The following is a 24,081-nucleotide window of genomic DNA, read 5'->3' as shown; positions in this document are numbered from 1 at the left end:
CGGGGCAAGAACGCTGAGAACGGGAAACTCAGGTTCAGCGTTCACCCAAGATCAGCTCAATGGGCAACGGTACCCCCAGGAGGACACGGACAGTAACCGGGCAGCCGGCGAGATCTCGCCAACGGGCTCGTTAGGGCCCGATGCAGGGATTCACCGGTGACGGAATATGCCGTGTTATCGATTTCGAACGTACCCATCGCGAGTCTGAGGCAGCTTCATCCCGAGAATGGATGACGCCACTTGCGTACGCAGAATTTGCGCTGTCCCGCCTGCGATCGTGAACATTCGCGCATCTCGCACGTGTCTTTCCATCGGTAAATCGCGGCCGTAGCCAGAAGAGCCATGTAGTTGTAGGGCATCATTCGTGACGCGCTGGGCCGTCTCGGCCGCAAGGATTTTTGCCTGGGCCGCCATCGAGATATTGGGGAATCCAAATGTCTCCGGCGTCCCGCTCAACGCAGCAAAGTGCAGCATGTGCCGCGCACTGTTAAGCTGAATCGCCATATCGGCAATCATCCACTGCAAGCCTTGGAACTCCGCAATCGGACGGCCGAACTGGCTGCGCTGTTTCACGTAAGCGACCGCTTCTTCGAAAGCGCCCTGCGCGATGCCGAGCGCCACCGTTCCCGCACCGACGCGCTGCGCGTTATAGGCCTGCATTAAGGCTGCAAAACCACGTTTCAGCCCTTCCGGCGGCACAACCAGCATCGACTTGTGTACTCTTAAATCGGCGAACTTGATGTACGTTTCGGGTATTCCTCTGACGCCCATCGCATAGGATCGCTTGGCCACCTCAAGGCCGTCTTGGACCTTCGCGTCATCCTTAACATGGATAAAGGCGCCAACCCCTTGGTCGACTCCATCCTCAATGACGCGGGCGAAGATAAGATGCAAACGCGACACCCCGCCGCCCGTGATCCAGTATTTTTCGCCGTTGAGCAAATACTCATCGCCTCTGCGCACGGCATGTGTGGTCATTTCACTAGCCGCGCTTCCGGCATTCGGCTCCGAAATACAAATCGCCGGTTTGTCACCGGACAGAACGCAGCCGGCAGCCAGAGTCTTCTGCTCGTGCGACCCATATTGCATGATCGCGCCGATTGCCCCCATATTGGCTTCAACTGAGATTCTTCCCATCGTCGCACACGCCTTCGCCATTTCCTCCACGACGATGATTGTGTCTTGATGGCTGCGACCCTGGCCGCCGTATTCCTTGGGAACCGTCATTCCCATAAATCCGTGCTCGCGCAATTGGCGCACATTATCCCAAGGGTATTGCTCGGTTCGATCTGTCTCTTCGGCTGTGGGCTTGAAGACACGCTGAGCAAGATCTCGAGCCCGAGCCTGCAGATCAACCTGTTCCTTTGACAGCATTACCATCACCACTCCTTGCTACGTAAATTGACTTTTGGGAAGTCCGCCAAGCGCCTCGGCGCGCTCACCCGACCTTGATATCAGCGCTTTTCGCAATTGCGGCCCAACGCTCGACTTCGTTCCGCGTGAGCGTATCGAGTTCCGCCGGCGTACCACCGCCGACATCCGCTCCCAACTCCACCCAACGTTTGGCGAACTCCGGATTCTGAAACGCGGAATTGATCGCCTTGTTCAGCGCGTTGACCGCGTCGCGTGGCGTATTCGGGGGGGCATAGATACCGTACCAACTGGTTGCGTCGTAGTTCTCCGCGCCGCTCTCCGAGACGGTCGGGACATCAGGAAGGTTCGTCGACCGCTGCTTCGACGTAACAGCCAGCGCGCGAACGCTTCCCGCCCTCACATGCTGGATTGCAGAAGGCATTGTTTCAAACATCATGTGTACATTTCCGGCGATGATGTCGACGATCGCCGGCGCTGATCCCCTGTAAGGTACGTGCATCATCTGGGTCTTCGTCACGCTTTTGAAGTACTCGGCCATCAAATGCTGCATGGTCCCCGCTCCCGGGGTTGCATAGCTGTACTTTTGGGGGTTCTCTTTAAGCAATATCACCAGCTCCGCAACGTCTTTCGCCGGCAAGTCCTTGTTTACGATGAGCACATGGTTAACACGCCCCAGGAATCCGACCGCAGTCATTTCTCTGATGTCGTACGTAAGCTTCGGGTAAACCGATTGCGCAATGGCATGGTGCACGGCGCCAAAAAGAACGGTGTAGCCGTCCGCTCTTGATTTCGAGACGGCGTCAGCGCCGAGCGTTCCACCGGCTCCTCCCCGGTTCTCAACTATTACCGATTGCCCCAGCCCGGAACGCATAGGTTCGGCGAGCTGCCGCGATAGGATATCTACCGTGCCCCCCGGCGCATAGGGCGCAATCAGACGAATCGTCTGAGCCGGGTATTCGTTGGCTGCGAAGGCACGTCCAAATGGTGCGACTGCGGTAAGCAACAACAACTGTCTCCTGTCCATGGTCGTCTCCTAGTGGACTCGCCCTCAAAGCGGGGCGTAGTTAGTGCAGCTATTGAAAAATTCGTCCGACTGATCGCTACGGAGTCCGAGCGTTCCAGTCGGTCAGGATCTCGTCTTCGTGCTCGTTCAGGCGCGGAGGCGGGCGTCGATACGAAACCGGCGATCCCGATAATCTCAAAGGGTTTGACAGCAGATTCAGTTCGCCGCCCTGCGCCCAGTCGCATGGCATTTTCAAATGCGCACCTCGCGCCCGCACATGAGGATCGTCAAATACGTCCTTCAGGTTATTAACTGGCCCGCAAGGAACATTGACTGCCTGCAGCAAGCGCAGCCATTCCTCTCTAGACCTAGTCCCCAAGATGCTCTGCACCAGGCCGCAAATCTCGTCGCGGTTCTCTATTCGGGCAACGTTCGTGATGAACCGCGGGTCATCTGCAAGCCGCGCTTCTCCAGCCACTTCGCAGAACTTTCGAAACTGCGAGTCATTTCCCACAGCAAGAATCATTGGCGCGTCGGAGGCATCAAAGACCTGATACGGGACGATGTTTGGATGACCGTTCGCCAGCCGGCGGGGCAAGTTTCCGCTGGTCAAATAATTGGTACCTGCATTGACGAGCCATGCGATCTGACTATCTAGCAACGAAATGTCGATATGCTGCCCTTGCCCGGTCGCATCTCGATGGCGCAGGGCGGCAAGTATTCCGACCGCCGCATACATCCCGGTCATTACGTCGGCGATGCCTACCCCAACCTTCATTGGCGTACCGTTTGCCTCACCAGTAAGACTCATGATTCCGCCCATACCTTGAATCAAAAAGTCATAACCCGCCCGCGTGGCGTACGGTCCGGTCTGTCCAAATCCGGTTACTGAGCAATAGACGAGACGAGGGAACTGCTTTTGCAGTGTCTGGTAGTCCAGGCCATATTTCTTCAACCCGCCAACTTTGTAGTTCTCGACCAACACGTCTGCATTCTCAAGCAGGCGTAGCAGCAGTTCCCGGCCTTCCCCGGTAGCGATGTCGATAGCTATCGAACGCTTGTTCCTGTTTGCGCTGAGATAGTACGCGCTCTCATCCGTGTCACTCCCGTTATGGCCAACGACATAAGGGGGACCCCATTTTCGAGTGTCGTCGCCCTCATTGGGCTTTTCAACCTTGACGACATCCGCCCCCAGATCTCCAAGGAGTTGAGTCGCGCTGGGCCCCGCCAGAATGCGCGAGAGATCGAGAATGCGTACGCCATGCAGCGCACCGTAGTCCTTCGACTGCATGCCTGTCTCCATATGGTTTGAAGCAGTCTAGGATTCGTATGCCTCATCTTCAATTGAGATTTTTTTCAACATGCATCGGCATGAAATGACATTGCCAACAAGCGTGGCAAGCATTACGCTTCGGTCGTCCTGTTTCCTTACGACATAAAAAGCTGACCATGAAGAACGCCCTATTCGCCACTCACCTCCGCCTGGTTGGAATGGCTGCGCTATGGGGCGCTTCGTGGCCTTGGGGTCGGGTCGTGGCGTTATCGATGCCCCCTATCGCCGGAGCAGGCCTGAGGTTCGTGTTTGCGAGCGTTGTTCTATTGCTATGGACGCACCAGACGTCCAGCCTGCGCCAACTCCGAAAAATCAGTCAGGGCCAATGGCTCGGGCTTGCCGTCGCCGCATTGGCAGGAGTATTTGGTTATTCGCTATTCTTTATGTTTAGCCTACAACTCGTAGCTGCCGGCAAAGCAGCGATCGTCGTCACTTTGAACCCAGGAGCCACACTGCTCCTCGCAGCGATTCTGTTCAAAGAAAAACTTAACCCCACCATATTCGCCGGAATGCTCCTCTCCGCGATCGGCGCATTCATCGCAATCGGGGGGAACAATACGGGGTCAGCAGCGGCCACGCTCGGAAAAGGCGAACTGCTTCTGGGGGGTTGTGTCGCGAGCTGGGTTGCCTATACGCTGATTGGCAGGGTGGTGCTTAAAGGCATGGACTCCCTGACGACGACAACCGCAACAACAGCCATTGGCGCTGCGCTTCTGCTGCTGACAAGTTACTGCCTTGAAGGTACCGCGTCATGGAGCTCTTTGGGCGAGGCTTCCGCTAAATCATGGGTAAGCCTTTTCGCATTAGCTATTGGGGCGACTGCCATCGCCTACGCCTGGTACTTCGATGGCGTAAAAACGCTGGGCGCAGGAGCTGCTGCCGGTTACATCACCTTAGTCCCGGTTTTTGGCGTGGTGTTTTCTAGCCTCTGGCTTGGGGAACCGATAGACAAGTCGTTGTTTTTCGGCGCGGCGCTGGCCATTTCCGGTATGGCGATCATGCAGGCTGGCCGCCGGCGGCCTTCGTCGCAGGGATGACCGGCGGCAAATGACGTCACTGCAGCAGTCGTTGAATCACGGACTCGCAGACCGCGAGTTGCTCAATGGCAATGAATTCGTCGGCGGTGTGTGCCTGAGCTATGTCGCCTGGACCACATATTACGGTTGGGATTCCGGCCGACTGGTATAGCCCTCCCTCCGTCGTGAATGCCACATGCGCACCCAATTCTGCTCCAGCCCTAAAGAGTCTCTCGACGAGCTGGTCTTCGTTTTTCCTTGGCAGCAACGCCGGCACTGCGGTGCGACGGGCCAACGTGATACGGGAAGAATCAACCTTGCTTCGCATCCGTTGTTCCAGTTCGTTCGCTTTCAAATACAGCGGCGTGAGAATGTCCTCGGGCTTGGCCGACGGAAGAAATCTCAAGTCGAAATCGAACTCGGCCTTTTCGGGTATGACATTTGTGGCAGTTCCCGAGTGGACTCGACACACGGCCATGGTCGAAAACGGAACGTAGAAGTCCTCGTCTGTGGTGGACATCGCAAGCGCTGAAGCCTGCGCAGAAATCTCGGCAACAAGTTCACAAGCCACCTCGGCCGCATTTACGCCGAGTCCGCTGAGCGAGGAATGCTCCGCTCGCCCTTGCACAGTGCACCGCAAGGCATGCCTCCCTTTGTGGGCGCGAACAACTCTCATGCCCGTCGGTTCGCCGACGATACAAGCGTCGGGCTTGATGCCGAAGGTAGACAGATCTTCCAAAAGGCTTCGTACACCGATGCATCCGATTTCTTCATCAAAGGTGAACGCCACATGGATCGGACGCCCCACTGACTGGAGATCGGTACCCTCAAGCACCGCCAGGACGCATGCCAGAAATCCTTTCATGTCGCACACGCCCCGACCGTAGACCTTGTCTCGCTCGCGAGACAGTTCAAACGGGGGCCGCGACCAGTCTTGCCCGCTAACCGGCACAACGTCCGTGTGCCCCGAGAGCAAGATTCCGCCCACTTCTCCTCCAAAGCTGGCGAATAGATTCGCCCGTTCACGATCATCGCTATAGGTGTATCGAAGGGCGAATCCGAGATTCCGGAGCGCATTGTCGACCAAGGCGAGAAGTTTTAGATTAGACGCCGTCCCAGATACAGTCTCGCATGCAATCAGGCGCGCAAGCCAAGAAAGTGTGGCGAGGGAACACTCGCGGTTTGTCGAATCCATCACGCCTCCAATGAGATATTGGCAGCCTTGGCCACACCACGCCATTTGTTCAATTCTGATTCTATCTGCGTGGAAAACTGGCTCGGGGTGTTGCTCGACGGAACGGCGCCGAGTTCGCGAATCTTGGCCACGATATCCGGCCGCTTCATCGCTGCCGACACCGATGTCTGGAGGCGTTGCACAACGTCCGGGCTCATGCCAGCCGGCCCCACGAGCCCAAACCACGCCGGATCGTTCAGCGCAGATATGCCGATCTCTGAAAACGTAGGGATTTCCGGAAGCTGATCGATCCGGTTCGGCCAGGCGATTGCTAGCGCGCGAAGTCGGCCACCTTGTACATGGGGCAAGGACGCTGGCAGATTGTCACATAGCACATTGACGTGGCCGGCGATCGTATCCTGCAAGGCTGGTCCGGCGCCACGGTACGGCACATGCCGCAACCGGGTTCCTGTGGACTGAACAAACAGTTCACCCATCATGTGTCCAAGCGATCCAATTCCCGGCGAGCCGTATGTGAGGTCCTGATCCGCTTGTTTGGCCAGCTTTACGAACGCTTCAATGTTAGAGGCTGGAACTTTTGGATTGATCGAAATGATATTCGGAACTTTTGCGAGGTTCGAGATGGACGAAAAGTCGCCCAACGGGCTGTAGCTCGGCTTGGCCATGACGGCGGGTTGAATGGCATGCGTGCTTACCGTGGCCACCCCCAGTGTCAACCCATCAGAAGCAGCTCGCGAAACATAGAGCGAACCTACCACGCCTCCTGCACCAGCCTTATTCTCCACGATTACGGTATCCCCCAGAACCTCGGACATGGCTTGCGCGATAAGTCGCGGAATCAGGTCCCCGGTCCCTCCGGGAGCGAACGGTACGATGATACGGATGACTCTATTCTGAGCCTTAACCATCGGCACTCCAACCAGCGAAACTGCACAAGCACTAAGAAAACTCCGGCGCTTCATAGCTATTCCCCTTTCTGGTTTGACAGGCCGCCTTGTCTCAGGGGCCTTGCGTGTGGCGATTGGTCAGATCCGGCCGTCGTATGCCTTCCTGGAAATCTTGCAGGAAATAAGCGAGAAGACGGGCGATGCGAGCGACTCCCGAATTGCGGATGCAAGTTGCGCTCGGCTTTCCACCTCAAAGCCGAGCCCACCCATCGCTCGCGCGACCTCTGCGAAGTTGGTGCCTGGAAAGTCCACCCCGAGGTTTGGCTGCCCAGTTCCCCGCTGCTTGATTTCAATCAGTGAGAGTGACTCGTCAGCGAACACAAACACAATCACCGGCGTCTTGGCATCTCGTGCCGTGGCCAGTTCCCCTAACGTCATTTCCAGGCACGCGTCTCCAGTAAAGACCGCGACCGGACGTTCTGGCTCTGCAAGCTTGGCGCCGATACCAAGGGGTAACGAACAACCCATAGTGCATAACGCCGACGACTGCATAAGCGTCCTGGGCTCATAGCAATTCCAGACTTGCGACAGCAGGATACGGTGGGCACCACTATCGACCGACGCTACGGTTTTCTCTGGCATTTCTGCGCGGGCGACATCAATGATCGCCGCCGGCCCCCATTCCTCGTCCGCGCGATAGATGGAGGCAATGGACTTTTTAATGGCCGATACGGCTTCGCCAGACCATTCCGATCCTCCGGACAGACCTTCACGCAAGGCTGCAAGGCTATGCGTGATATTTCCGACGAAGCTGATCGCTGACTGATGCATGTAGTGCGTGTTCTGCGTGGCGGACAGTTCGATCACGCGAGCGTCGTCGGCCCAGATGTTGCGCCATCCGACTCGCATCTCGATAGGGTCATATCCGGCCAACAGGATGACGTCTGCATTCTGAATGAGCGGAAGCACAATCTTGTCAGCTTGTGGCGAAAGTCCCATTCCACCTATGACCAGGTCATTGCGCTCGTCCACGATCCCCTTCCCCTTGTAGGTCGTGACAAGAGGAATCTTCATTTCTGCCACAAGGGCTTGGATCTCGAACTCCGCGCGATGATGGAGCGCTTCGACGCCCGCGATTATCAGAGGCCGCTTAGCCTCGGCGAGCCAGGATCTTGCTTCCTTGAATTGTTCGGTGTTCGCTGGCGCCGTCGGAGCTGATGTCGCTCTGCGGGTACCCTTCGCGTGCTCGACGACTTGGACGGCTACAGAAATTGGCACGTCGATATGAACAGGGCCTGGCGGGTCATCCATTGCGATCGCCAGTGCCTTGTCAATGATCGCCTCCGCCGCGCCTGCAGATATACGCAGCGACGCCTTCGTAATCGGGCGCATCAGGGCTGAATGATCGAAGACCTGGTGCGTATACGTCGCCGCTTCGTCTTCATCAACGCATCCTGTGATGAACAACATCGGCACCCTGTCTTGCAAGGCATTTGCGACAACGTTGACTGCGTTGGCAACGCCTGGGCCGAGCGTAGCGACAAGCACGCCCGGAGCTCCGCTTCGATGGAACGCGCCCTCAGCCATGAAGCCACCGGAGTTTTCGTGCTTGACCAGCGTGAACTTCACCCCAGCATCGTCAAGACCGCGCATTACGGAAAGTACTTCCCCTCCGGGAATACCAAACGCGTGACGGCAGCCCGCCTCGTAGAGACGACGGCCAATTATTTGGGAAACGGTAGACATGACTATTCCATAGAGAACTGCATTGATCGCGGGCCACCTGGGATGGGTGGTCTTGTGCTTCTTCGGTCGCGTAGCCGCACCTAGCTCGCGAGCACTAATTCAGGTTGTTAAGCGCGTGTGTCATGCGCTGCACCGCAATGTGGAGGTTTTCGTCGGAGGTCGCGTACGACAGTCGCAAGAACCCAGGCATGCCAAAACCCGAGCCGGGAACAGCTGCAACCCCCGAATCCAGCAGATACGAAGCAAGCGCCATGTCGTCGGCAATGATCTCGCCCGACGGTTTGCGCCGACCGACAAACACCCTTACGTCCGGGAAAAGGTAGAAAGCCCCTTCCGGCTTTGGCGTGGAAAGCCCATCAATTCGCGAGAACTCGTTCAACAGGAAATCCCGTCGCCGCTCAAATACCGCGCAACGTCGTCCGACCTCGTCTTGCGGGCCAGTCAATGCGGCAACCGCAGCAGCCTGCGTGATCGAAGACGTGTGTGAATTGATCTGCATCTGAACTTTCGTCATAGCCTCAATCAACGGACGCGGACCGCATGCGTAGCCAAGACGCCAGCCGGTCATGGAGTACGCCTTAGAAACGCCGTTGACGGTCAAAATCCGGTTCGCAAGATCGGGGGCCACCTGCGCCAGGGTGCAAAAACGACGGCCGTCATACAAAATGTGCTCATAAATGTCATCGACGAGGATCAAGAATTCCTTGTTCTCATTTCGACGAATGACCTCAGCAAACTCGGCGAGTTGGTTCCAGTCGTAAGCGGTACCACTCGGATTGCTGGGCGAATTCAGTACGAACCATTTCGTCTTCGCTGTGATCGCCGCCTCCAGATCCGCTGCCTGCAATGCGTAGCCCTTGTCAGGCGATGTCATGATCGGCCGGAAGGTGCCGCCATTCATGCTCACGATGTCGCTGTAGGAGGCCCAGTACGGAACGGCCATCGCGACCTCGTCTCCGGCGCTCAACGTGGCAAGGAATGCCTGATAGATGACCTGCTTTCCACCACAGCCAACGCTGATATCGGCGATCGTGCTTTGGATGTCGTTGTCGCGGTTGAACTTGTCGACGATGGCTTCGCGGAGTTTGACGGTTCCGTTGATAGGGGTGTACCTGGTTTCTCCTTCCCGGATGGCTCGTATAGCAGCTTCCGCGACGTGCTCGGGGGTCGGGAAATCAGGTTCCCCGAGTGTCATATCGATAACACTATCCCCTTTTTTCACGGCTTGACGGGTCCGCTCTGCCATGACTTGAATGGGGGACAGACGAAGGCTTGAAATGATTCGCGCAAACATAGGTAAAGTCCAAAGTTGATGGAATTAGTCTAAAATTCACATCACTCAATTACAATTGAATTTGAATTCAACATGAAAACCGCGTTCGGCTCCGACGTACCGACCCTCCGCCAATTGGAACTCCTTCTTTCCCTGTCGGCCGCGGACGGTATCGCAAGCGCCGGGGCTAAGATCGGAATGACCCCCTCCGCTACTAGTCATGCGCTCAGATCGCTTGAATCAACACTCGGCGTGATGCTCATCGATCGCAATGCATCCAAACTGGAGCTGACTGATGCAGGAGATCAGATCCTTCCCCACGTTCGAGACCTTTTCGCCGCGCTGCAGCTAATTCAAGCGACGGCGAGCGCCAGCGTGGGTTTAAAGCGCGGCACGCTGAAGATCGGATCTTTCGGACTCAGCTCTTCGCTGAGATTGCTTCCTCCGCTATTGCAGCAATTCAGAAAGCTCTACCCCGGCATCGACCTCCGTGTGTTCGAAAAGCCCGATTCCGAGATCGAGCAGGACTTGATCGAGCGGAGGTTGGAGATTGGGGTGGTGACGCTGCCAAAGCCGGAGTTCGACACCGTGTCGATCGCAAACGACGAACTCGTCGCGGTCATCCCGGCGGACCACGAGCTAGCAGCGCTGGAAGCAATTGACGTCAAGAGACTCGCTCAATCTGCATTTATCCTCACCCATGCAGGGTCTCAGGGGCTGGTGGCAAAAATGTTCGCCAAAGCGGAGGTTCCATTGAAGGTAACGCACGAGCTGTCCCAGATGCTATCCATCCTGGATTTCGTCGCTCGCGGCGAGGGAGTTTCAGTAGTCGCGTCCTTAGCCTTGCCTGCACGCTATGAGGGGGTCTTGTACAAGGCAATCACGCCAGTGACGTCGCGCCGCGTCGGCCTTGCGTGTCTCAACGAGGGAAGACTTTCACCTGCCGCATCAGCGTTCTGGAAGCTGGCCAAGTCCCTCGCGAAAAAGAAACTCGGCTGACGCGCTCGCTGAACGACTTGACATGTCAATACGGTCTTTAAGAATTCTAGAGGCAACCGCACGCCTGGGCTCATTTAGTCGTGCAGCGAGGGAAATGCAGCTTACGCAGCCAGCGGTGAGCCAGCAGATGCTTCAACTCGAGCGGGAGTTTCGCACCACGTTGTTCGATAGATCGAACCGGAGTATCTCTCTGACCCCCGCTGGTCGAACCCTGGTGGAGGGTGCGCAACAGATACTTGCGATCTACGACAATATTCATTCCCAACTTTCGGATTCTTGCCCCTTGTCGGGGCACATCAGATTGGGTTCCATTTCAACTGTCTTTGATGGCGTACTACCAAGTGTTCTGGAGCATTTCGACAAGCACCACCCCAAGCTTCGCATTTCCTTGTTTTCCGGAGCACCAGAAGCTCTGGCCTCGCAGGTGGAGAGCGGCAATCTAGATGCCGCGATCACCACGTCGATGAGCGCAACAAGCGTGCGCCTCGTCGAACATCCTCTTTTCGACGAAATGCTGTGGATGGTTGACTGCGTGCGGGGTCAAATCGGTAAGCCTGAAGGGTCACGCCGGCACGTGATTCGCCGCACCGAACAACGGGCGCTCGCGAAAGCCATAGACAAAGAGCTTAAGCGTTTGAACATTGACTGTTCAAACATATGGGAGCTGGAACAAGAGGACACGGCCATCAGGCTGGTACAGCAAGGACTCGGAATCGCAGTGCTGCCGCTCGTGGATACTGCCCGCCTTGCCGCGACGGGCTTGAGCTGCACCGCATTTGGCAAGCCACAGCTCAAGCGTCAGATCGTTTTCATTGAACGGGCGGAGCGTAGCCCGTCACGGATTTCCTCCCTGTTGGTCAAGGAGATAAAGAGAGCACATCAACAGACGTAGCCCACCGCCATTCCCTTCGCAGCTCAAGTTCCGTTCATACGCCCATCATTGAAATTGCGCCCATGCATCACCATTAGTACCGCGTTGGTCATGGCCCCGTAGCGTTACGTACGGGCTTGCTGTAGGGAGCGCTCATGCGGGAATTACTTGACCGGGAGTTTCAGTAAAGGAACGGCGTCCCTTACCATCACCCAGAACGCGTGCGCCGCTGGCGATAGTTTCCGTTCGTTGAGACAGGCCAGACCGATCCTCCTCTTCACCGGCGGGCTGATTTTCCTATACACCAAACCCTTATAGCTTTCTGGAAGCACGAGGGAAGCGAGAACTGATATTCCTTGCCCCCTGCGCACAAACTCAAGGATCGACATAATCTGAGATAGGTCGTGTGCAATCTTCGGAATGATCCCCGATCGCTCAAACATTCGGGTAATGACCGGCTGGGACCCGGCTCTGGTCATGATCAATGGATAGTCGGCCAAGTCCTCTACGCTAATGACTTGGCAGTGATCCAATGGATGCCCTTCCGGGAGAACGACCATCAGCTCATCGACCACCAGCGGAAGGGTGTCGAGCTCCGGCTTCGGTAGCGCCACTACCCCTATTTCGATTCTGCGTTCTACCAGTGCCCGTTCCATTTCGGAATCCGGCTTCTCAGTGACGAAAACACCGACCCCGGGGTAACGCTCCTTGAACATCTCAAGCAGTGGCGGAAGGATGTTAAGGGAAGAGCTTGCCCCGAGCGATCCCAGCGTGAGCATACCGGCCCGCAGGCCCGCACTTGCACTTGCCGTAGCCCTCAGGACCTGCAAAGAAGCAAAAATATCCCGGACATGTGGGAGCACCTGCTGTCCAGCGTAAGTCATTTGAACCCCGGTCGCATTTCGGTCAACGAGCGGAGCACCAAGCGTCAACTCCAAAATTCGAAGCGCATGGCTCGTTGCCGAAGGTGTCATGCCCAGGCGAGCGCCTGCACTAGAGATACTGTCAGACGAAGCCAATGCAATGAACAACTCCAACTGCTTCAGCGACAACGATTTAGCAGCCTTGTCAGTCATCTGTCTTTCTCCTACCGCCATTGATAAAAAACTCATTTGATCGTGAATTTGTTGAAATTTAGACTGAATATGCGACTGGCATTGATCTTAACGGAGGCACACCAGACTGAAACTAAAACCCGATCTAGGCCCGCTGCCTGATTGATTCTTTAGTGGAAGAAGTGATACCTGGACCCGTTCTCAAGCAAACAACAACAGCAACGTCAGCGCCAAACTCAGAAAATCTGTCGCCTTATCAGGCGTTGTCGCCGGAAACACGGCCTTATGCACCGTAGGCCGCACCGGCAACGGCCTGCACTACCGCGGCTACGACGTCCTGGACATCGCGCATACCAGCGAGTTCGAGGAAATCGCCCACCTGCTGGTCCACGACAAGCTGCCCAACAAGGCCGAGCTGACCGCCTACAAGCAAAAGCTGAAGAGCCTGCGGGGGCTGCCCGCCCAATTGCAGGTGGCGCTGGCAGCGCTGCCGGCCTCCAGCCACCCGATGGACGTGATGCGCACCGCCGTGTCGGTGCTGGGCTGCGTGCTGCCTGAAAAAGACGACCACAACACCCCCGGCGCGCGCGACATCGCCGACCGCCTGATGGCCAACCTGGGTTCGGCCCTGCTGTACTGGTATCACTACAGCCACAACGGCCACATGATCGACGTGCAAACCGACGACGACAGCATCGGCGGCCACTTCCTGCACCTGCTGCACGGCGAAAAGCCCAGCGACGAATGGGTCAAGGCGATGCACATCTCCTTGAACCTGTACGCCGAGCACGAGTTAAACGCATCGACCTTCACCGCGCGCGTCATCGCCGGCACGGGCTCGGACATGTTCTCGTCGATTGCCGGCGCCATCGGCCCGCTGCGCGGCCCCAAGCATGGCGGCGCCAACGAAGTGGCGTTCGACGTGCAGCGCTATGACTCGCCGGACGAAGCCGAAGCCGACATCGCCGCCGCGTCGAGGCCAAGGAAGTCATCATTGGCTTTGGCCACCCGGTCTACACCGTGTCCGACCCGCGCAACAAGGTCATCAAGGACGTGGCCAAGAAACTGTCCAAAAAGGCCGGCAGCACCAAGATGTTCGACATCGCCGAACGCCTGGAAACGGTCATGTGGGACATCAAGAAGATGTTCCCCAACCTGGACTGGTTCTCGGCCGTCAGCTATCACATGATGGGCGTGCCCACCGCCATGTTCACCCCGCTGTTCGTCATCGCGCGCACGGCGGGCTGGTCGGCCCACATCATCGAACAGCGCATCGACAACAAGATCATCCGCCCCACCGCCAACTACGTGGGCCCGGGAGACCAGAAGTTCGTGCCCAACGACGGGCGGGAATGAGCCATCGGGAAGAATTGGGCAGGGGCAGTCTTCAACGCCCTCTGCTTTAACGAGGCTTTGACACGCTGTGTCGTCGCAATCCATTGAACCTACCGCGACACGGCAGTCGTCTGTGCTGCCTGACCTCTCTCTAAGCCGGCCGAAATAACTACAAAAAAAATCAATCAAAAAGATATGAAATCCTGCAAATTCGGCTGTACTCGCACGTGGCTACAACGCCGCGCTCGCCGTTGGCGATTTGATTGAGCGCCATCGCGGGTAAAAAAAGTCTCAACTGTACTTGAGATCGCGAAATTGCAAGGGTATGGATGGGCCCACATCCGTGCCTGAAAACCCAGAGGGTATGCGCATAATGTGAGGACTTCCATGCCGCTAGAAATCGAAGGTCGCAATCGCGCCCCTTTGCAACGCAGAGGCGGCGACATACACTCGAACGCCCCTTAGCACATCGTCGACCATGCCAGATCTTTACGTTCTCCTCGTTACCGTTCCGACGTTCATCGTGGCCTATGCCGTATTCGCAATGGTCGGATTCGGTACGACGCTGATCTCAGCGCCTATCGTCGCGCAGGTTGTCCCGCTGCCAACGCTTATTCCAGTTCAATCTGTCCTTGATCTTATCGCATCCAGCGGCATGGGCCTGAAGCTACGGAGGCAAGCAGCGAGATCAGAAGTGCTACATATCTTGCCGGCAATGACTTTGGGGCTAGTTGTTGGGACATACCTGCTCATCGTCGTGCCACTGGCAGCGCTGATGGCGCTTCTAGGGGCTTTTGTCGTCCTTTACGCGCTGCGAGGCATACTGTCGCGCCCCCGGGCAAGAACTACAGGCCCTCGCTGGGCTTGGTGGTACGGCTTCGCCGGGGGGACGCTCAGTGCAATGTTCGGTGCTGGAGCCTGGCTATACGCGGTTTATCTTACGCGGCGACTGGAAGATCCCGCAGCCATACGAGCGACCCAATCGTTCCTGATAGCGGTCGGCGCGTTGATCCGCGTCGTGCTATTTGCGACTACAGGCAAATATTCGAACCCCCAGGTGATCTGGCTAACGGCGTTACTGCTGCCAGCGATGGCTTTGGGCGTTTTCTTGGGCAATAGGATTGCGCACAAATTGAACAGAACCCGATTCCTTCGTGTTTTGTATCTCGTTTTGCTCGCCACCGGCACTTCACTCTTGATGCGTGCGACGACTTTGGACGCGCATTAGACAAGTGCGGCGCTCGAGCATCGTTATACGGCTGACCCATCTTTGGATGGCCCTGATAACGTACGCTGCCCAAGTCAGCGCAACGCAAAAGATAATGCACGGTCAATCGTCGACCGACCATTCCATCTCGCTTGATGCACCCTTAGCTCGCCGCAGCCCCGCCTGATCCGGGCTCGAGTACTCGGCCGAGGCTGGCCGAGTTCATAACCTGACAGAGCGTGAAGCCAAGTGCGACGTTACGAGGGTCGCCCTATGCTCATCCTAAAAGCGTCGCCACCTGACCGGAGGCCTCGATCCGGACTCCCGCGGCTTTCAGAAGATTGCCGATCATGCAAGATTTGTCCGCCGCCTCGATCAGCGACTCCACCGCGTCCAATTGCTCCTGAGTCGCGTTGGACGGCAGCTCGATTTGAACCTGGTGAGTTATTTGCATACCTTGGTTTGATGCGTCCGATAGCTCAGAGACCACGGTGAGTCCTGCCTGCTCAATTTTGCGGGCCGCAAGCATCCCTGCGATCGTCATGGCGTAGCAGGCCGCCGCTGAAGCCATAAGGAGCTCTTTCGGATGCGAGCCCGCACCGGTGCCACCATACGACTGTGGAATGGCGAGAGGCAAGTCAATCGTCGCTGAGCCGACCCGCCCCTCTCCTTGCAATAGGCCCGTCCAGGTGGTCGTTAATTTCGTTCTCGTTTCAGCCATCGCTACTCCTGATTTTGCTTTGCAAAGGATCCGTGAGTGGCTGGCGAGGTCGTGAGGATAACGCTTCCGCCGGCTCATTCACACGCCTAGTTTGCCGACCGAATGGTAAATTGACGAGCGGCGAAAGCGACAAAATTGAAGGCAGCGCCGACACATGCGACAAGTAAATCGATTAGAGGTAGGAATTGTCATTTATCCCGGCGCCCAACTGGCGTCGGTGTTGGGACTGACAGACCTATTCTGTGTTGCTAACACCGTCGCAGCTTCCTACGAAGACCAACCGAGCCTCCCACTGAGGGTCACCCACTGGAAGCAAACCGCGCGAGGAGTTGCCCCAGTACGCGTCTTTGACAATGGGGCTAGCACTATGTCGCGGTTATCGGCATTGATACTGCCGCCCTCCTTGGCCGAGCCGACGGAGGGCACATCGGATCCGTCGCTCACCGATTGGCTATGCCAACAACATGGCGCAGGCGTCGTAGTCGGCTCGGTATGTGCAGGCGCCTTTCTGTTGGCCGAGACCGGATTGATGAATGGCCGGCCCATGACCACTCATTGGACGTATGCAGATCACCTCAGAAGCCGCTTTCCTGACGTCCACGTTGATGTTGACCGACTCATTATTGATGACGGCGACGTCATAACAGCCGGCGGTCTGATGTCTTGGACTGATCTGGGGCTGCGATTGGTGGATAGGCTGCTCGGCCCAACGGTGATGCTTGCCACGGCGCGAATGATGCTAGTAGACCCCCCCGGTCGAGAACAGCGTTACTACAGTGTGTTCTCGCCAAAACTTTCCCACGGCGATGCGGCCGTGCTGAAAGTGCAGCATTGGCTGCAAGCCACTCAGGGCAAGGAAACGAGACTGCAGGTACTCGCCGCGCAGGCCAATCTTGAAGAGCGCACTTTGCTTCGACGCTTTCAAAAGGCCACCGGCATGACGACAACCGAGTATTGCCAACATTTACGGGTTGGACGGGCGAGAGAACTGCTTCAATTCGGCTCTGTCTCCATTGATCGGGTGGCCTGGGAAGTCGGATACAACGACCCTGGCGCGTTTAGGAAAGTCTTCGCGCGTATCGTCGGGCTGTCCCCGAGCGACTATCGCCGCAGATTCAGTGCCGGGAACGTACCGTGAACGGGCTGCGCATCCGGGGAGTCGCGACAGACCTTACTTGAACTTCGCTAGCGCTTTGCAGAGAAATGTCGGTATCACCACGTAAGTTGTCGGTACTGCCACTTCTCTGAAATACGCGCTTCCGGCGAATATGTTGACTCACTCTAGACCTTCAGGAGAAGTCCATGAAAAAGCGCGGTTTGATCGTCGTCGACCTTCAGAACGAATATCTCCCCACAGGGAAACTACCCCTGTCCGGCATTGAAGCGGCGTCGACCAATGCGGCACGTGTGATCGCTCACGCACGGTCACGTGGCGAGCCGATCTTTCACGTCCGACACGAATTCGCCAACAATGAAGCGCCAGTTTTTGTGCCGGGTAGCGAGGGCGTGGAAATCCAGCCTGCCGTCGCCCCGCGCGACGGCGAGCCCGTCATCGTAAAGAACTTTGTCAACTCATTCCGTCAAACCGACCTCAAGCAACAACTCGACAACAAAGGAGTCGAAGAAGTGGTCGTCGTCGGCGCTATGAGCCACATGTGCGTGGACGCGGTCGTTCGCGCTGCGGTCGATATGGGTTACCCCGTCACCGTGCTCCACGATGCCTGCGCCACGCTAGATCTGGAATTCAATGACGTGAAGGTTCCCGCAGCCCAAGTACACGCCGCAATGATGGCCGCATTCGCATTCGGCTATGGCACAGTCAAGTCGACGGACGAATACTTGGCGAATTGACGAAGCATCCGAAGAAGTGTTCCGCGCGCCTCGCTTGCTGGACGGCAGTTGGCGACGCCCGGGCCCGCTGTTGGGTCACGATGGCATGAACTTGCACGGTCCCTAGTCTCGGGAACCGTGTGACGCCAGATGATATGCGCCAATCAAGGACTCAACATGCAAATTGTCTGATATAAGAACCAACGTGGCCGTCCGAGCCTGACCGGGTAGACGGGAGGTTGTGGGCAGTCCAAAGTTAATTCCCACCAGAAGCTAGTGGGAACTAAATTGGAGTCGATACTAAAACAGCCCGGCCGAGAGCCTGGCAGCCGCAATTATCCGTTGGAGTTCAAGCGCCGGATGGCGCAGACGGTGTGTGGGCCGGAGGTGTCGGTGTCGAAGTTGGCGTCAGCCAATGGTCTGAACGCGAATCAGGTATTTCGTGGGCGCCGGCCATATCGTGAAGGTCACTTCGGTCCGGTGCAGGATAAATCTGTGGTTGCTGCGCCGGAAGCGGCCGAACAATTCCATGTCGTGGCGTTGGCGAAGCAGGAACTGCAGGCCAGTGACCGGTCCAGCATCGCCAGGAGATCCCCGAGCCTGGTGTGATGCGGTTGAGGTTGCCGCGAGGGGAGCCGACGATAGAAGGTACTCCGGATCACGAGACTCCCGCAACAGCCATGGCCGGGTCAGAGCCGTGCTGGCCGGCGGTGATGCTCAGGCGCGCGCCGTTGAACACGGTGTTCTTGCCCAGCACACGCACGTTCGTGAAGCCATCCTTGCGAACGCTCTGCGCGTCGGCTCGTTCTGCGCAAAAAGCGGCAAGTTCTTCGGCAGGCTTTGTTTGGCCGCGCCGTCCCAATGGTCCAGGTGGGTGTGGGTGACGATGATGGCATTGGCCAGCATCGGGTCGATCAGGAACGTGGTGCCTGCGTAGTCCACCTTGATGGTGGCGTTGCGGATCTGCTGGAACTTGACGGTTTGTGCCGTCGGGGCCATCACGCGGGATTCGGGCGTACCACAGGCCCCAAGGGCAAGCAGGCAGCTCAACGCGGCGGTGCCGTGCAATAGGTTCAAGACATTCATGGGGTTCCTTGGTTGAGTCAGTGGAATAGATTCGCACCGGATTGCTCGACCCCCGTTTACCTGGAGATTTCATGCCGCCCGTTCGTGTTGCCGTGCTGGCTTTCCCCAAACCGACTTCCTTCCCGATGTGCTGTATGTTGATGATGGCCATGTCATCACGTCGGCCGGCACGGTGGCTGCCATCGACTGCTGCCTGCACATCGTGCGCATGCGCCACGGTGCCGACATGGCCAATCGCGTGGCGCGCATGCTGGTGACGCCGCCCCATCGCCAAGGCGGGCAGGTGCAATACATCGAACAACCCGTGCCCGCCCTGCCCAGCGAGAACCGTTTGCCCGGCGTGCTCGAGTGGGCACGCGCGCATCTCTCCGAGCCGTTGTCGCTGGACACGCTAACCGACGTGGCGCGCATGAGCCGGCGCACCTTCACCCGGCGCTTCCGTGACGCCACGGGCACCACCGTGAACAATTGGCTGGCGGCGGAGCGCATCGGCAACGCGCAGCAACTGTTGGAGACCACCGACATGCCGATCGAGCGGCTTGCAGCGGAAGTTGGCTTTGGTACATCGCTTACATTTCGGCAGCGCTTTGCATCGCAGGTGCACACATCACCGTCGTCCTATCGGCGCCCCTTTCGCGAACACCGACGCACCGGCGGTGCCCCATCCATAGCGACAGCGCAGGACACGGCAGGACGACCTCTGCCCGATTGAACTGCCTGGTTTGAGCGGGTGGATATGCCCTCTTTGCAGGCACGGCAAGCCGATGGCGCTTAGTCAGGCGGCTATCTCAGCCAGCCACTGCTCCAACGTGCGGGGTGTCAGACCAAGCAGGCGTTGTGCACTTGTTTCCGGGGCAATTGCGTTCGCAGAAGCTTGGGCTTGCAACTGGTAACCGGCTGCGACCCCGGCAGCACCATCGGCACCGATAAACGGGGCGATCATATCGCCGAATGCTGCGGGCTCCTGGCTGCGGAACGCTACCGGGCGGCCCAGGTAACGCGTGAAGCCTTCCGCAATATCCACCCCGGTGATTGCGGGCGACTGCCCAACGCCGACCACACCGGTCACGGACGCGTCAAACAGCAGGCGCTCGACAACCTCGGCAACATCCATGTGAGAAACCCACGACACCGGGAAATCTGCCCGCAGGGGATACTGCAGAACGCCTTCAGCCTTCACCGACCCGAATATGAGCGGATTGAGCAGATTCTCAAAAAACAGGCGCGGAGCCACCACCGCCAATGAAACCCCTGCTTGCTGGACTTCGCGTACCAAGGTCGAGATTGCACTTTCTGGCGGGTTCTGCAGCGGCGAGCTCGGCTCGTCCATTACCCATCCACTGGTGGAGATCACCACGCGCTGCGGCTTTGCGCGGGCAATGGCCTGGGCGATATTGCAGGCGTAGTGGAGGCGCTCCGCTTCAGCCACTACCGGCAGATGGATGAAGACACCCTCCGCACCTTGGTAAGCCGCCACCAACGAATCCACCGAGGCATTGTCAACCGCAACGGCAGGCATGTCCTTGACGGCTGAGGTGTCACGGACAGCGGCAACAGCACGCTTGCCCGATTGAATCAGACGCGCCAGCACGGGGCCACCTTGGGCGCCAGTAGCGCCGTGAATCACAAAAGTCATGGGAGTTTCTCTCTAGGGTGTAGTGGATAGACGATCAATAGTCTATTATTTGAACTAGTTACGTCAAATGCACTAATGGAAAAATTCAGCCATGGACCAAAAAAAAATACCTTGCTGCGGAGTCGCACGGTTCCTTGCGCTTCTCGACGGTCCGTGGGCCACACTGATCGTGCGCGAGTTGCTGCACGGGCCCCACCGGTTCACGCAGCTCAAGGAGGCATTGCCCGGGATCAGCGCCCACACATTGACGCACAGGCTGAAGGGCTTCGAGCGCCATGGGTTGGTCACGCGCACCGCGTATGCCGAAACCCCGCCACGGGTTGTCTACGCACTGACACCCCTCGGCGAGGGCTTGCGCGTGGTTCTGGAAGCGATGGGACGGTGGGGAGACGCGGTGCCGAACGAAACGACTACGGTCGAAGCCAGCCAAGTGAATGCACATATTGCTGGACTTGAGCCACCTTGACCCTGCCTCGATTTCACGTAGAGCAAGAAGTTGATAACCTCAGAGGTACGGAGAATCGAGATGAGAGAAGGCAAGCTGCCCAAGAGGCAGTAGGCACAAGAGTTCAAGACTGAGGCCGTCAGGCTAGCCACGTCGGAGGGCGGACACGAGGCCGCACGTCACCTCGGCGTGCCGGTGGCGACGTTGGGCAACTAGTCCAGGCGTGGCATTGAATCGGCCGGCGCCAGCGGCGCGACAGTGCCCAGTGAGGCGCCAACGCGGCGCCCGGTGAGTGAACTGGAGGCGGAAAACAGCCGCTTGCGAAGGGAGCTGGCCGACGCGAAGCTGGATGTGGAAGTCCTTCGAAAAGCGACGGCGTACTTCGCCAAGAGGGCGCGATGAAGTACGCTTGGATCGACGAGCATCGCGACCAGTACACCCTCAGCCGGCTGTGCCGCGTGCTACGTACGTGCCCACCGGTGAGGGCTGGCTATACCTGGCGACCGTGATGGACCTGGCCGGTCGGCGCATCGTCGGCTGGTTGATGTCCGAGACCATCGACGCCACGCTGGTGTGCACCGCCTTGAAGTCGGCATGGTGGCTGCGCAAGCCGGCCAAAGGGCTGCTGGTCCACACCGACCGCGGGTCGCAGTACGCCGGAGGGCGCTACCGGGCTCTGGCCGTCGAGCTGGGCATCACGATGTCCATGAGCAGGAAGGCCAACGCCTGCGCAACGCGCCGATGGAGAGCTTCTTCAAGGCGCGGAAGGTCGAGCGCATCCATCAGCTACGCTACCGACACGCGGAGGCAGGCCAGGCTGGACATCGCCAATTGGATCGAAGGCTGGTACAACCGCCAGCGCCTGCACTCGGCCAACGGCTTCCTGCCCCCAGTGACCAGCGAGAACTCCCGCTTGGCTGCATGACTTGATGTATGTGGAAACGAGGCACGGCCACACCTGCAAGCTCAACAGCATCAACCCCGAGGCGTACCTGCGCCACGTGCTGGCCCGCATCGCCGACCATCCGGTCAACCAGATCGACAGACTGTTGCCCTGGGCCGTCGCTGAGCAACTGCGCACCGCGTAACGTCTTTACCTGAGCGCAAAGAAGCCGTCTACACGGTAAGAACCGGACGTTTACGGTGTATGGATCGCGGGCTGCGGAACGGGTGCGCTGGTCATGATAATGGTCGTGCCGGCGCTGTTCTCACAGATGTTCGGCGGCGCGCCCTCTCCCTCGATGACTGCCCGGAAGATCTCTTTGGGCGGCTTAGCGGCTGTACCGGTCTCCGTATTCTGGGGGCTGGGACTGCTGGCGATGGCCTCAGGGACGTTTGAACTTCTCGCGCTGATCTTGTCCGTGCCATTGTTCGTTGGCCTGATGGTCATGTCCAATCGCGCGTTGGTGCCTTATGGGCTGGGTTTCTGCGTGAGCTTTATCGTCCAGGTCCAGCCAAGCAACGCGATGACATTCTCCGTGGAGACAGCCATCAACACGGCGCTGGGAATCACGATAGGCTTGGCCATTATGGCAGCGGGGTTTGCTTTGCGGGCCCCCCCTCCGCTCTCGTTGTGCAAGGCCGAGTCATTGCCGCGGTCGTGAAAGATCTGCGCCGTATCAACCAATCGCCACACCCTGAGGTTGATTTCAATCGCCGCATGGGAGGCAAGCTGCTCTACCTGAGCAATTGTGCCACTCATACGGCGCAATCCCGACGGCTATTGCGCCTGAGCCTGAAAGGCCTTGACGCCGGACACGTGTACATGCGCTTGGCTCGAATGATGAGCACGACTAAGACTGCTCCATTGGCAGGAAAACTGCACGCGTGGCTTGAGGCCTGCATCCAAACGCCAGTTTATGAAGCCAGGGGCATTGCAAGTGGCCGCCTACAAGCGGCGTCCACGGAATTAATCGACGCGTTGCAAGGCGCGCATCCCAGCCAACCAGGGGCCCTGTACGCGCGCGCCCAGCTTGAGAGGATCCAGAATGAGTTTTGGCTTGAATCATAAAAGGGTGGACTGCGCGACTGGGAGAATTTCTGCCGCCTCGCGCATCTTGGCAGCTTCACCGCCGCCAGCCAGAGCGCGTCCATACCAGCGGCAACGTTCAGCCGCTCGATCTCGCGCCTTGAAGAACGATTAGGCATCAGGCTGATCGAACGAACCACGCGCCGCATTCGCCTGACGGAAGCCGGCCAGCAACTATACCCACGCGCAGCATCGCTATTTGAGGGACTGAATGACCTGAAAACCGCGGCACTGTCGGCCACAGAAGAGGTCCGTGGTCTGCTGCGCATCAGCACATTTTACGAAGCCGGCTGGCTGCATCTGTCACCCGTGCTCAACAAGCTCCTAAAATCTCATCCCGGCTTGCGCGCCGAAATCGACGATCTGCGGCGCATGCCTGATCTGCTGGCGGACGGCTATGACGTCGCTCTGATCAAAACGTCCACACAGCTTCCGGACGGTTCCGCAATCGGAAAACGCATTGTGTCTGCCACACGTACATTTTTTGCCGCAGCCGAGCTGGCGACACGTCTTGGACCGCTAGACTCGCCCGAGCAGATCCGCAACTGGCCCGTCATCGCGGACGGCGACGAACCGCATTGGGATTTATTCAGCAAGGCAAAGAGGTTTCTCGGATTCCCATCACACCTACAATCCGAACTGCGCACGCGGAGATGTGCATGCGCGCCGCTGCGGACGGCCTAGGCATCGTCCGCCTTTTCCCGAACTTCTTCAGCGAAGAGATTCATCGCCTGGGCTTGCAGCACGTCTTGCCAAGCTATCAGTCATCGCCCATTACCGTATATGCCATTACTCCTGGAGGCAGGTTGACTCCACCCAAAGTGCGTGTGTTGCTGGACGCCATCGGCACCACGCTTTAGGGTCTCGGCAACTCTGGAGGGAATTTCCTGCTGCGATATATCCACAACTCCCGTGGATTCTTTACGTGAGGCGTTGCTATCGCTATCACTTACTTCCCAGATGATGCGTTTTACCTGCAGTTTGCTCAACTGCGCCATTTCCTTTTAGGCACCCTAGTCTCACCCGCCAAAAATACTCCT

At 57.8% G+C, this 24,081-nt stretch carries 22 protein-coding genes and 4 pseudogenes; 15 read left to right on the top strand and 11 right to left on the bottom strand.

Translation table 11 applies throughout. The features are described 5' to 3' along the window. Nucleotides 1–174: 174 nt before the first annotated feature. The 3 genes from acdA to HV765_RS03695 form a co-directional block, all read right to left on the bottom strand. On the bottom strand, nt 175–1,380 hold the full coding sequence (acdA, locus tag HV765_RS03705) for a 3-sulfinopropanoyl-CoA desulfinase (protein ID WP_175168833.1): 1,206 nt from the start codon (nt 1,378–1,380) through the stop codon (nt 175–177). A gap of 58 nt (nt 1,381–1,438) precedes the next feature. Beyond that, nucleotides 1,439–2,398, bottom strand: coding sequence for a Bug family tripartite tricarboxylate transporter substrate binding protein (locus HV765_RS03700; RefSeq protein ID WP_175168832.1), 960 nt, complete (start codon nt 2,396–2,398; stop codon nt 1,439–1,441). Between the two features lie 76 nt (nt 2,399–2,474). Continuing rightward, on the bottom strand, nt 2,475–3,668 hold the full coding sequence (locus HV765_RS03695; protein ID WP_175168831.1) for a CaiB/BaiF CoA transferase family protein: 1,194 nt from the start codon (nt 3,666–3,668) through the stop codon (nt 2,475–2,477). 158 nt (nt 3,669–3,826) lie between these two features. On the opposite strand from HV765_RS03695, the gene HV765_RS03690 reads away from it, so the two are divergent. Beyond that, a complete protein-coding gene (locus HV765_RS03690; RefSeq protein WP_254600433.1) occupies nt 3,827–4,747 on the top strand; it encodes a DMT family transporter in 921 nt (306 codons plus the stop codon). A gap of 16 nt (nt 4,748–4,763) precedes the next feature. On the opposite strand, the gene argE is transcribed toward HV765_RS03690, so the two are convergent. From argE to HV765_RS03670, 4 genes are all read right to left on the bottom strand, one after another. Beyond that, the gene (argE, locus tag HV765_RS03685; protein WP_175168830.1) at nt 4,764–5,921 is read right to left on the bottom strand and encodes an acetylornithine deacetylase; all 1,158 of its coding nucleotides are present in this window, start codon (nt 5,919–5,921) and stop codon (nt 4,764–4,766) included. Continuing rightward, nucleotides 5,921–6,829, bottom strand: a complete 909-nt coding sequence (locus HV765_RS03680) for a Bug family tripartite tricarboxylate transporter substrate binding protein (RefSeq protein WP_276529710.1) — start codon at nt 6,827–6,829, stop codon at nt 5,921–5,923. Before HV765_RS03680 ends, argE begins: the two co-directional genes overlap by 1 nt. 117 nt (nt 6,830–6,946) lie before the next feature. Beyond that, nucleotides 6,947–8,554 carry a thiamine pyrophosphate-binding protein gene (locus HV765_RS03675; RefSeq protein ID WP_175168828.1) on the bottom strand — a complete coding sequence of 536 codons (1,608 nt, stop codon included), beginning with the start codon at nt 8,552–8,554 and terminating at the stop codon, nt 6,947–6,949. Between the two features lie 94 nt (nt 8,555–8,648). Further along, nucleotides 8,649–9,848 carry a pyridoxal phosphate-dependent aminotransferase gene (locus HV765_RS03670; protein ID WP_175168827.1) on the bottom strand — a complete coding sequence of 400 codons (1,200 nt, stop codon included), beginning with the start codon at nt 9,846–9,848 and terminating at the stop codon, nt 8,649–8,651. A 72-nt stretch (nt 9,849–9,920) separates the two neighbouring features. Here HV765_RS03670 and HV765_RS03665 point away from each other — a divergent pair, with 72 nt between their 5' ends. Further along, the gene (locus tag HV765_RS03665; protein WP_175168826.1) at nt 9,921–10,826 is read left to right on the top strand and encodes a LysR family transcriptional regulator; all 906 of its coding nucleotides are present in this window, start codon (nt 9,921–9,923) and stop codon (nt 10,824–10,826) included. A 22-nt stretch (nt 10,827–10,848) separates the two neighbouring features. Further along, complete coding sequence (locus HV765_RS03660; protein ID WP_175168825.1) at nt 10,849–11,718, top strand: LysR family transcriptional regulator; 870 nt, start codon at nt 10,849–10,851, stop codon at nt 11,716–11,718. A 143-nt stretch (nt 11,719–11,861) separates the two neighbouring features. Here the strand turns inward: HV765_RS03660 and HV765_RS03655 are convergent, their stop codons facing one another. Continuing rightward, on the bottom strand, nt 11,862–12,773 hold the full coding sequence (locus HV765_RS03655) for a LysR family transcriptional regulator (RefSeq protein WP_175168824.1): 912 nt from the start codon (nt 12,771–12,773) through the stop codon (nt 11,862–11,864). A gap of 211 nt (nt 12,774–12,984) precedes the next feature. Here HV765_RS03655 and prpC point away from each other — a divergent pair. Continuing rightward, nucleotides 12,985–14,108: pseudogene (gene prpC, locus HV765_RS03650) on the top strand (bifunctional 2-methylcitrate synthase/citrate synthase); the annotation flags it as partial. A 457-nt stretch (nt 14,109–14,565) separates the two neighbouring features. Further along, nucleotides 14,566–15,315 carry a sulfite exporter TauE/SafE family protein gene (locus tag HV765_RS03645; RefSeq protein WP_175168823.1) on the top strand — a complete coding sequence of 250 codons (750 nt, stop codon included), beginning with the start codon at nt 14,566–14,568 and terminating at the stop codon, nt 15,313–15,315. A gap of 256 nt (nt 15,316–15,571) precedes the next feature. Here the strand turns inward: HV765_RS03645 and HV765_RS03640 are convergent, their stop codons facing one another. Next, entirely contained in the window at nt 15,572–16,015 is a 444-nt protein-coding gene (locus tag HV765_RS03640; RefSeq protein WP_175168822.1) for an OsmC family protein, read from the bottom strand. A gap of 154 nt (nt 16,016–16,169) precedes the next feature. On the opposite strand from HV765_RS03640, the gene HV765_RS03635 reads away from it, so the two are divergent. The 3 genes from HV765_RS03635 to HV765_RS03625 all read left to right on the top strand — a co-directional run bounded on the left by HV765_RS03635 (nt 16,170) and on the right by HV765_RS03625 (nt 18,454). Then, entirely contained in the window at nt 16,170–17,153 is a 984-nt protein-coding gene (locus HV765_RS03635) for a GlxA family transcriptional regulator (protein WP_175168821.1), read from the top strand. Between the two features lie 164 nt (nt 17,154–17,317). Next, nucleotides 17,318–17,866, top strand: a complete 549-nt coding sequence (locus HV765_RS03630) for a cysteine hydrolase family protein (RefSeq protein WP_175168820.1) — start codon at nt 17,318–17,320, stop codon at nt 17,864–17,866. 267 nt (nt 17,867–18,133) lie between these two features. Next, complete coding sequence (locus HV765_RS03625; protein WP_175168819.1) at nt 18,134–18,454, top strand: transposase; 321 nt, start codon at nt 18,134–18,136, stop codon at nt 18,452–18,454. 108 nt (nt 18,455–18,562) lie between these two features. Here HV765_RS03625 and HV765_RS03620 read toward each other — a convergent pair whose 3' ends face one another. After that, nucleotides 18,563–18,931, bottom strand: coding sequence for an MBL fold metallo-hydrolase (locus HV765_RS03620; protein WP_175168818.1), 369 nt, complete (start codon nt 18,929–18,931; stop codon nt 18,563–18,565). A 127-nt stretch (nt 18,932–19,058) separates the two neighbouring features. Here HV765_RS03620 and HV765_RS03615 point away from each other — a divergent pair, with 127 nt between their 5' ends. Further along, nucleotides 19,059–19,643: a helix-turn-helix domain-containing protein gene (locus HV765_RS03615; protein WP_420840099.1), complete on the top strand. Its 585-nt coding sequence runs from the start codon at nt 19,059–19,061 to the stop codon at nt 19,641–19,643. A gap of 63 nt (nt 19,644–19,706) precedes the next feature. On the opposite strand, the gene HV765_RS03610 is transcribed toward HV765_RS03615, so the two are convergent. Further along, nucleotides 19,707–20,567, bottom strand: coding sequence for an SDR family oxidoreductase (locus tag HV765_RS03610; RefSeq protein ID WP_175168817.1), 861 nt, complete (start codon nt 20,565–20,567; stop codon nt 19,707–19,709). 91 nt (nt 20,568–20,658) lie between these two features. Between HV765_RS03610 and HV765_RS03605 the strand changes: the two genes are divergently transcribed. The 6 genes and pseudogenes from HV765_RS03605 to HV765_RS03575 all read left to right on the top strand — a co-directional run bounded on the left by HV765_RS03605 (nt 20,659) and on the right by HV765_RS03575 (nt 23,901). Then, nucleotides 20,659–21,033 (top strand): winged helix-turn-helix transcriptional regulator, encoded by a 375-nt coding sequence (locus HV765_RS03605; RefSeq protein WP_175168816.1) that lies wholly within the window; start codon nt 20,659–20,661, stop codon nt 21,031–21,033. 60 nt (nt 21,034–21,093) lie between these two features. After that, nucleotides 21,094–21,937 (top strand): annotated as a pseudogene (locus tag HV765_RS03600) (IS3 family transposase). 31 nt (nt 21,938–21,968) lie between these two features. Next, a pseudogene (locus tag HV765_RS03595) lies at nt 21,969–22,100 on the top strand (transposase domain-containing protein); the annotation flags it as partial. A gap of 93 nt (nt 22,101–22,193) precedes the next feature. Beyond that, nucleotides 22,194–22,616, top strand: a complete 423-nt coding sequence (locus HV765_RS03590; protein ID WP_420840098.1) for an FUSC family protein — start codon at nt 22,194–22,196, stop codon at nt 22,614–22,616. Next, complete coding sequence (locus HV765_RS03585) at nt 22,613–23,023, top strand: FUSC family protein (RefSeq protein ID WP_254600430.1); 411 nt, start codon at nt 22,613–22,615, stop codon at nt 23,021–23,023. The genes HV765_RS03590 and HV765_RS03585 overlap by 4 nt, the downstream gene beginning before the upstream one ends. A gap of 9 nt (nt 23,024–23,032) precedes the next feature. Beyond that, nucleotides 23,033–23,901, top strand: a pseudogene (locus tag HV765_RS03575) (LysR family transcriptional regulator). The last annotated feature ends 180 nt before the right edge of the window (nt 23,902–24,081 follow it).

The organism is Achromobacter kerstersii, assembly GCF_902859595.1.
Taxonomy (GTDB): domain Bacteria; phylum Pseudomonadota; class Gammaproteobacteria; order Burkholderiales; family Burkholderiaceae_B; genus Achromobacter; species Achromobacter kerstersii.
Note: the sequence above shows the minus strand (reverse complement) of the source record. Positions and strands in the feature narration are given on the sequence as shown.

Excerpts from the sequence above, each read along its gene's own strand:
- acdA (WP_175168833.1), bottom strand. The coding sequence starts at position 1,380 with ATGGTAATGCTGTCAAAGGAACAGGTTGATCTGCAGGCTCGGGCTCGA.
- HV765_RS03605 (WP_175168816.1), top strand. The coding sequence starts at position 20,659 with ATGGACCAAAAAAAAATACCTTGCTGCGGAGTCGCACGGTTCCTTGCG.
- HV765_RS03590 (WP_420840098.1), top strand. The coding sequence starts at position 22,194 with ATGATAATGGTCGTGCCGGCGCTGTTCTCACAGATGTTCGGCGGCGCG.
- argE (WP_175168830.1), bottom strand. The coding sequence starts at position 5,921 with ATGGATTCGACAAACCGCGAGTGTTCCCTCGCCACACTTTCTTGGCTT.
- HV765_RS03680 (WP_276529710.1), bottom strand. The coding sequence starts at position 6,829 with ATGGTTAAGGCTCAGAATAGAGTCATCCGTATCATCGTACCGTTCGCT.
- HV765_RS03620 (WP_175168818.1), bottom strand. The coding sequence starts at position 18,931 with ATGAATGTCTTGAACCTATTGCACGGCACCGCCGCGTTGAGCTGCCTG.
- HV765_RS03640 (WP_175168822.1), bottom strand. The coding sequence starts at position 16,015 with ATGGCTGAAACGAGAACGAAATTAACGACCACCTGGACGGGCCTATTG.
- HV765_RS03670 (WP_175168827.1), bottom strand. The coding sequence starts at position 9,848 with ATGTTTGCGCGAATCATTTCAAGCCTTCGTCTGTCCCCCATTCAAGTC.
- HV765_RS03675 (WP_175168828.1), bottom strand. The coding sequence starts at position 8,554 with ATGTCTACCGTTTCCCAAATAATTGGCCGTCGTCTCTACGAGGCGGGC.
- HV765_RS03630 (WP_175168820.1), top strand. The coding sequence starts at position 17,318 with ATGAAAAAGCGCGGTTTGATCGTCGTCGACCTTCAGAACGAATATCTC.
- HV765_RS03610 (WP_175168817.1), bottom strand. The coding sequence starts at position 20,567 with ATGACTTTTGTGATTCACGGCGCTACTGGCGCCCAAGGTGGCCCCGTG.
- HV765_RS03665 (WP_175168826.1), top strand. The coding sequence starts at position 9,921 with ATGAAAACCGCGTTCGGCTCCGACGTACCGACCCTCCGCCAATTGGAA.
- HV765_RS03645 (WP_175168823.1), top strand. The coding sequence starts at position 14,566 with ATGCCAGATCTTTACGTTCTCCTCGTTACCGTTCCGACGTTCATCGTG.
- HV765_RS03690 (WP_254600433.1), top strand. The coding sequence starts at position 3,827 with ATGAAGAACGCCCTATTCGCCACTCACCTCCGCCTGGTTGGAATGGCT.
- HV765_RS03655 (WP_175168824.1), bottom strand. The coding sequence starts at position 12,773 with ATGACTGACAAGGCTGCTAAATCGTTGTCGCTGAAGCAGTTGGAGTTG.
- HV765_RS03635 (WP_175168821.1), top strand. The coding sequence starts at position 16,170 with ATGCGACAAGTAAATCGATTAGAGGTAGGAATTGTCATTTATCCCGGC.
- HV765_RS03695 (WP_175168831.1), bottom strand. The coding sequence starts at position 3,668 with ATGCAGTCGAAGGACTACGGTGCGCTGCATGGCGTACGCATTCTCGAT.
- HV765_RS03660 (WP_175168825.1), top strand. The coding sequence starts at position 10,849 with ATGTCAATACGGTCTTTAAGAATTCTAGAGGCAACCGCACGCCTGGGC.
- HV765_RS03700 (WP_175168832.1), bottom strand. The coding sequence starts at position 2,398 with ATGGACAGGAGACAGTTGTTGTTGCTTACCGCAGTCGCACCATTTGGA.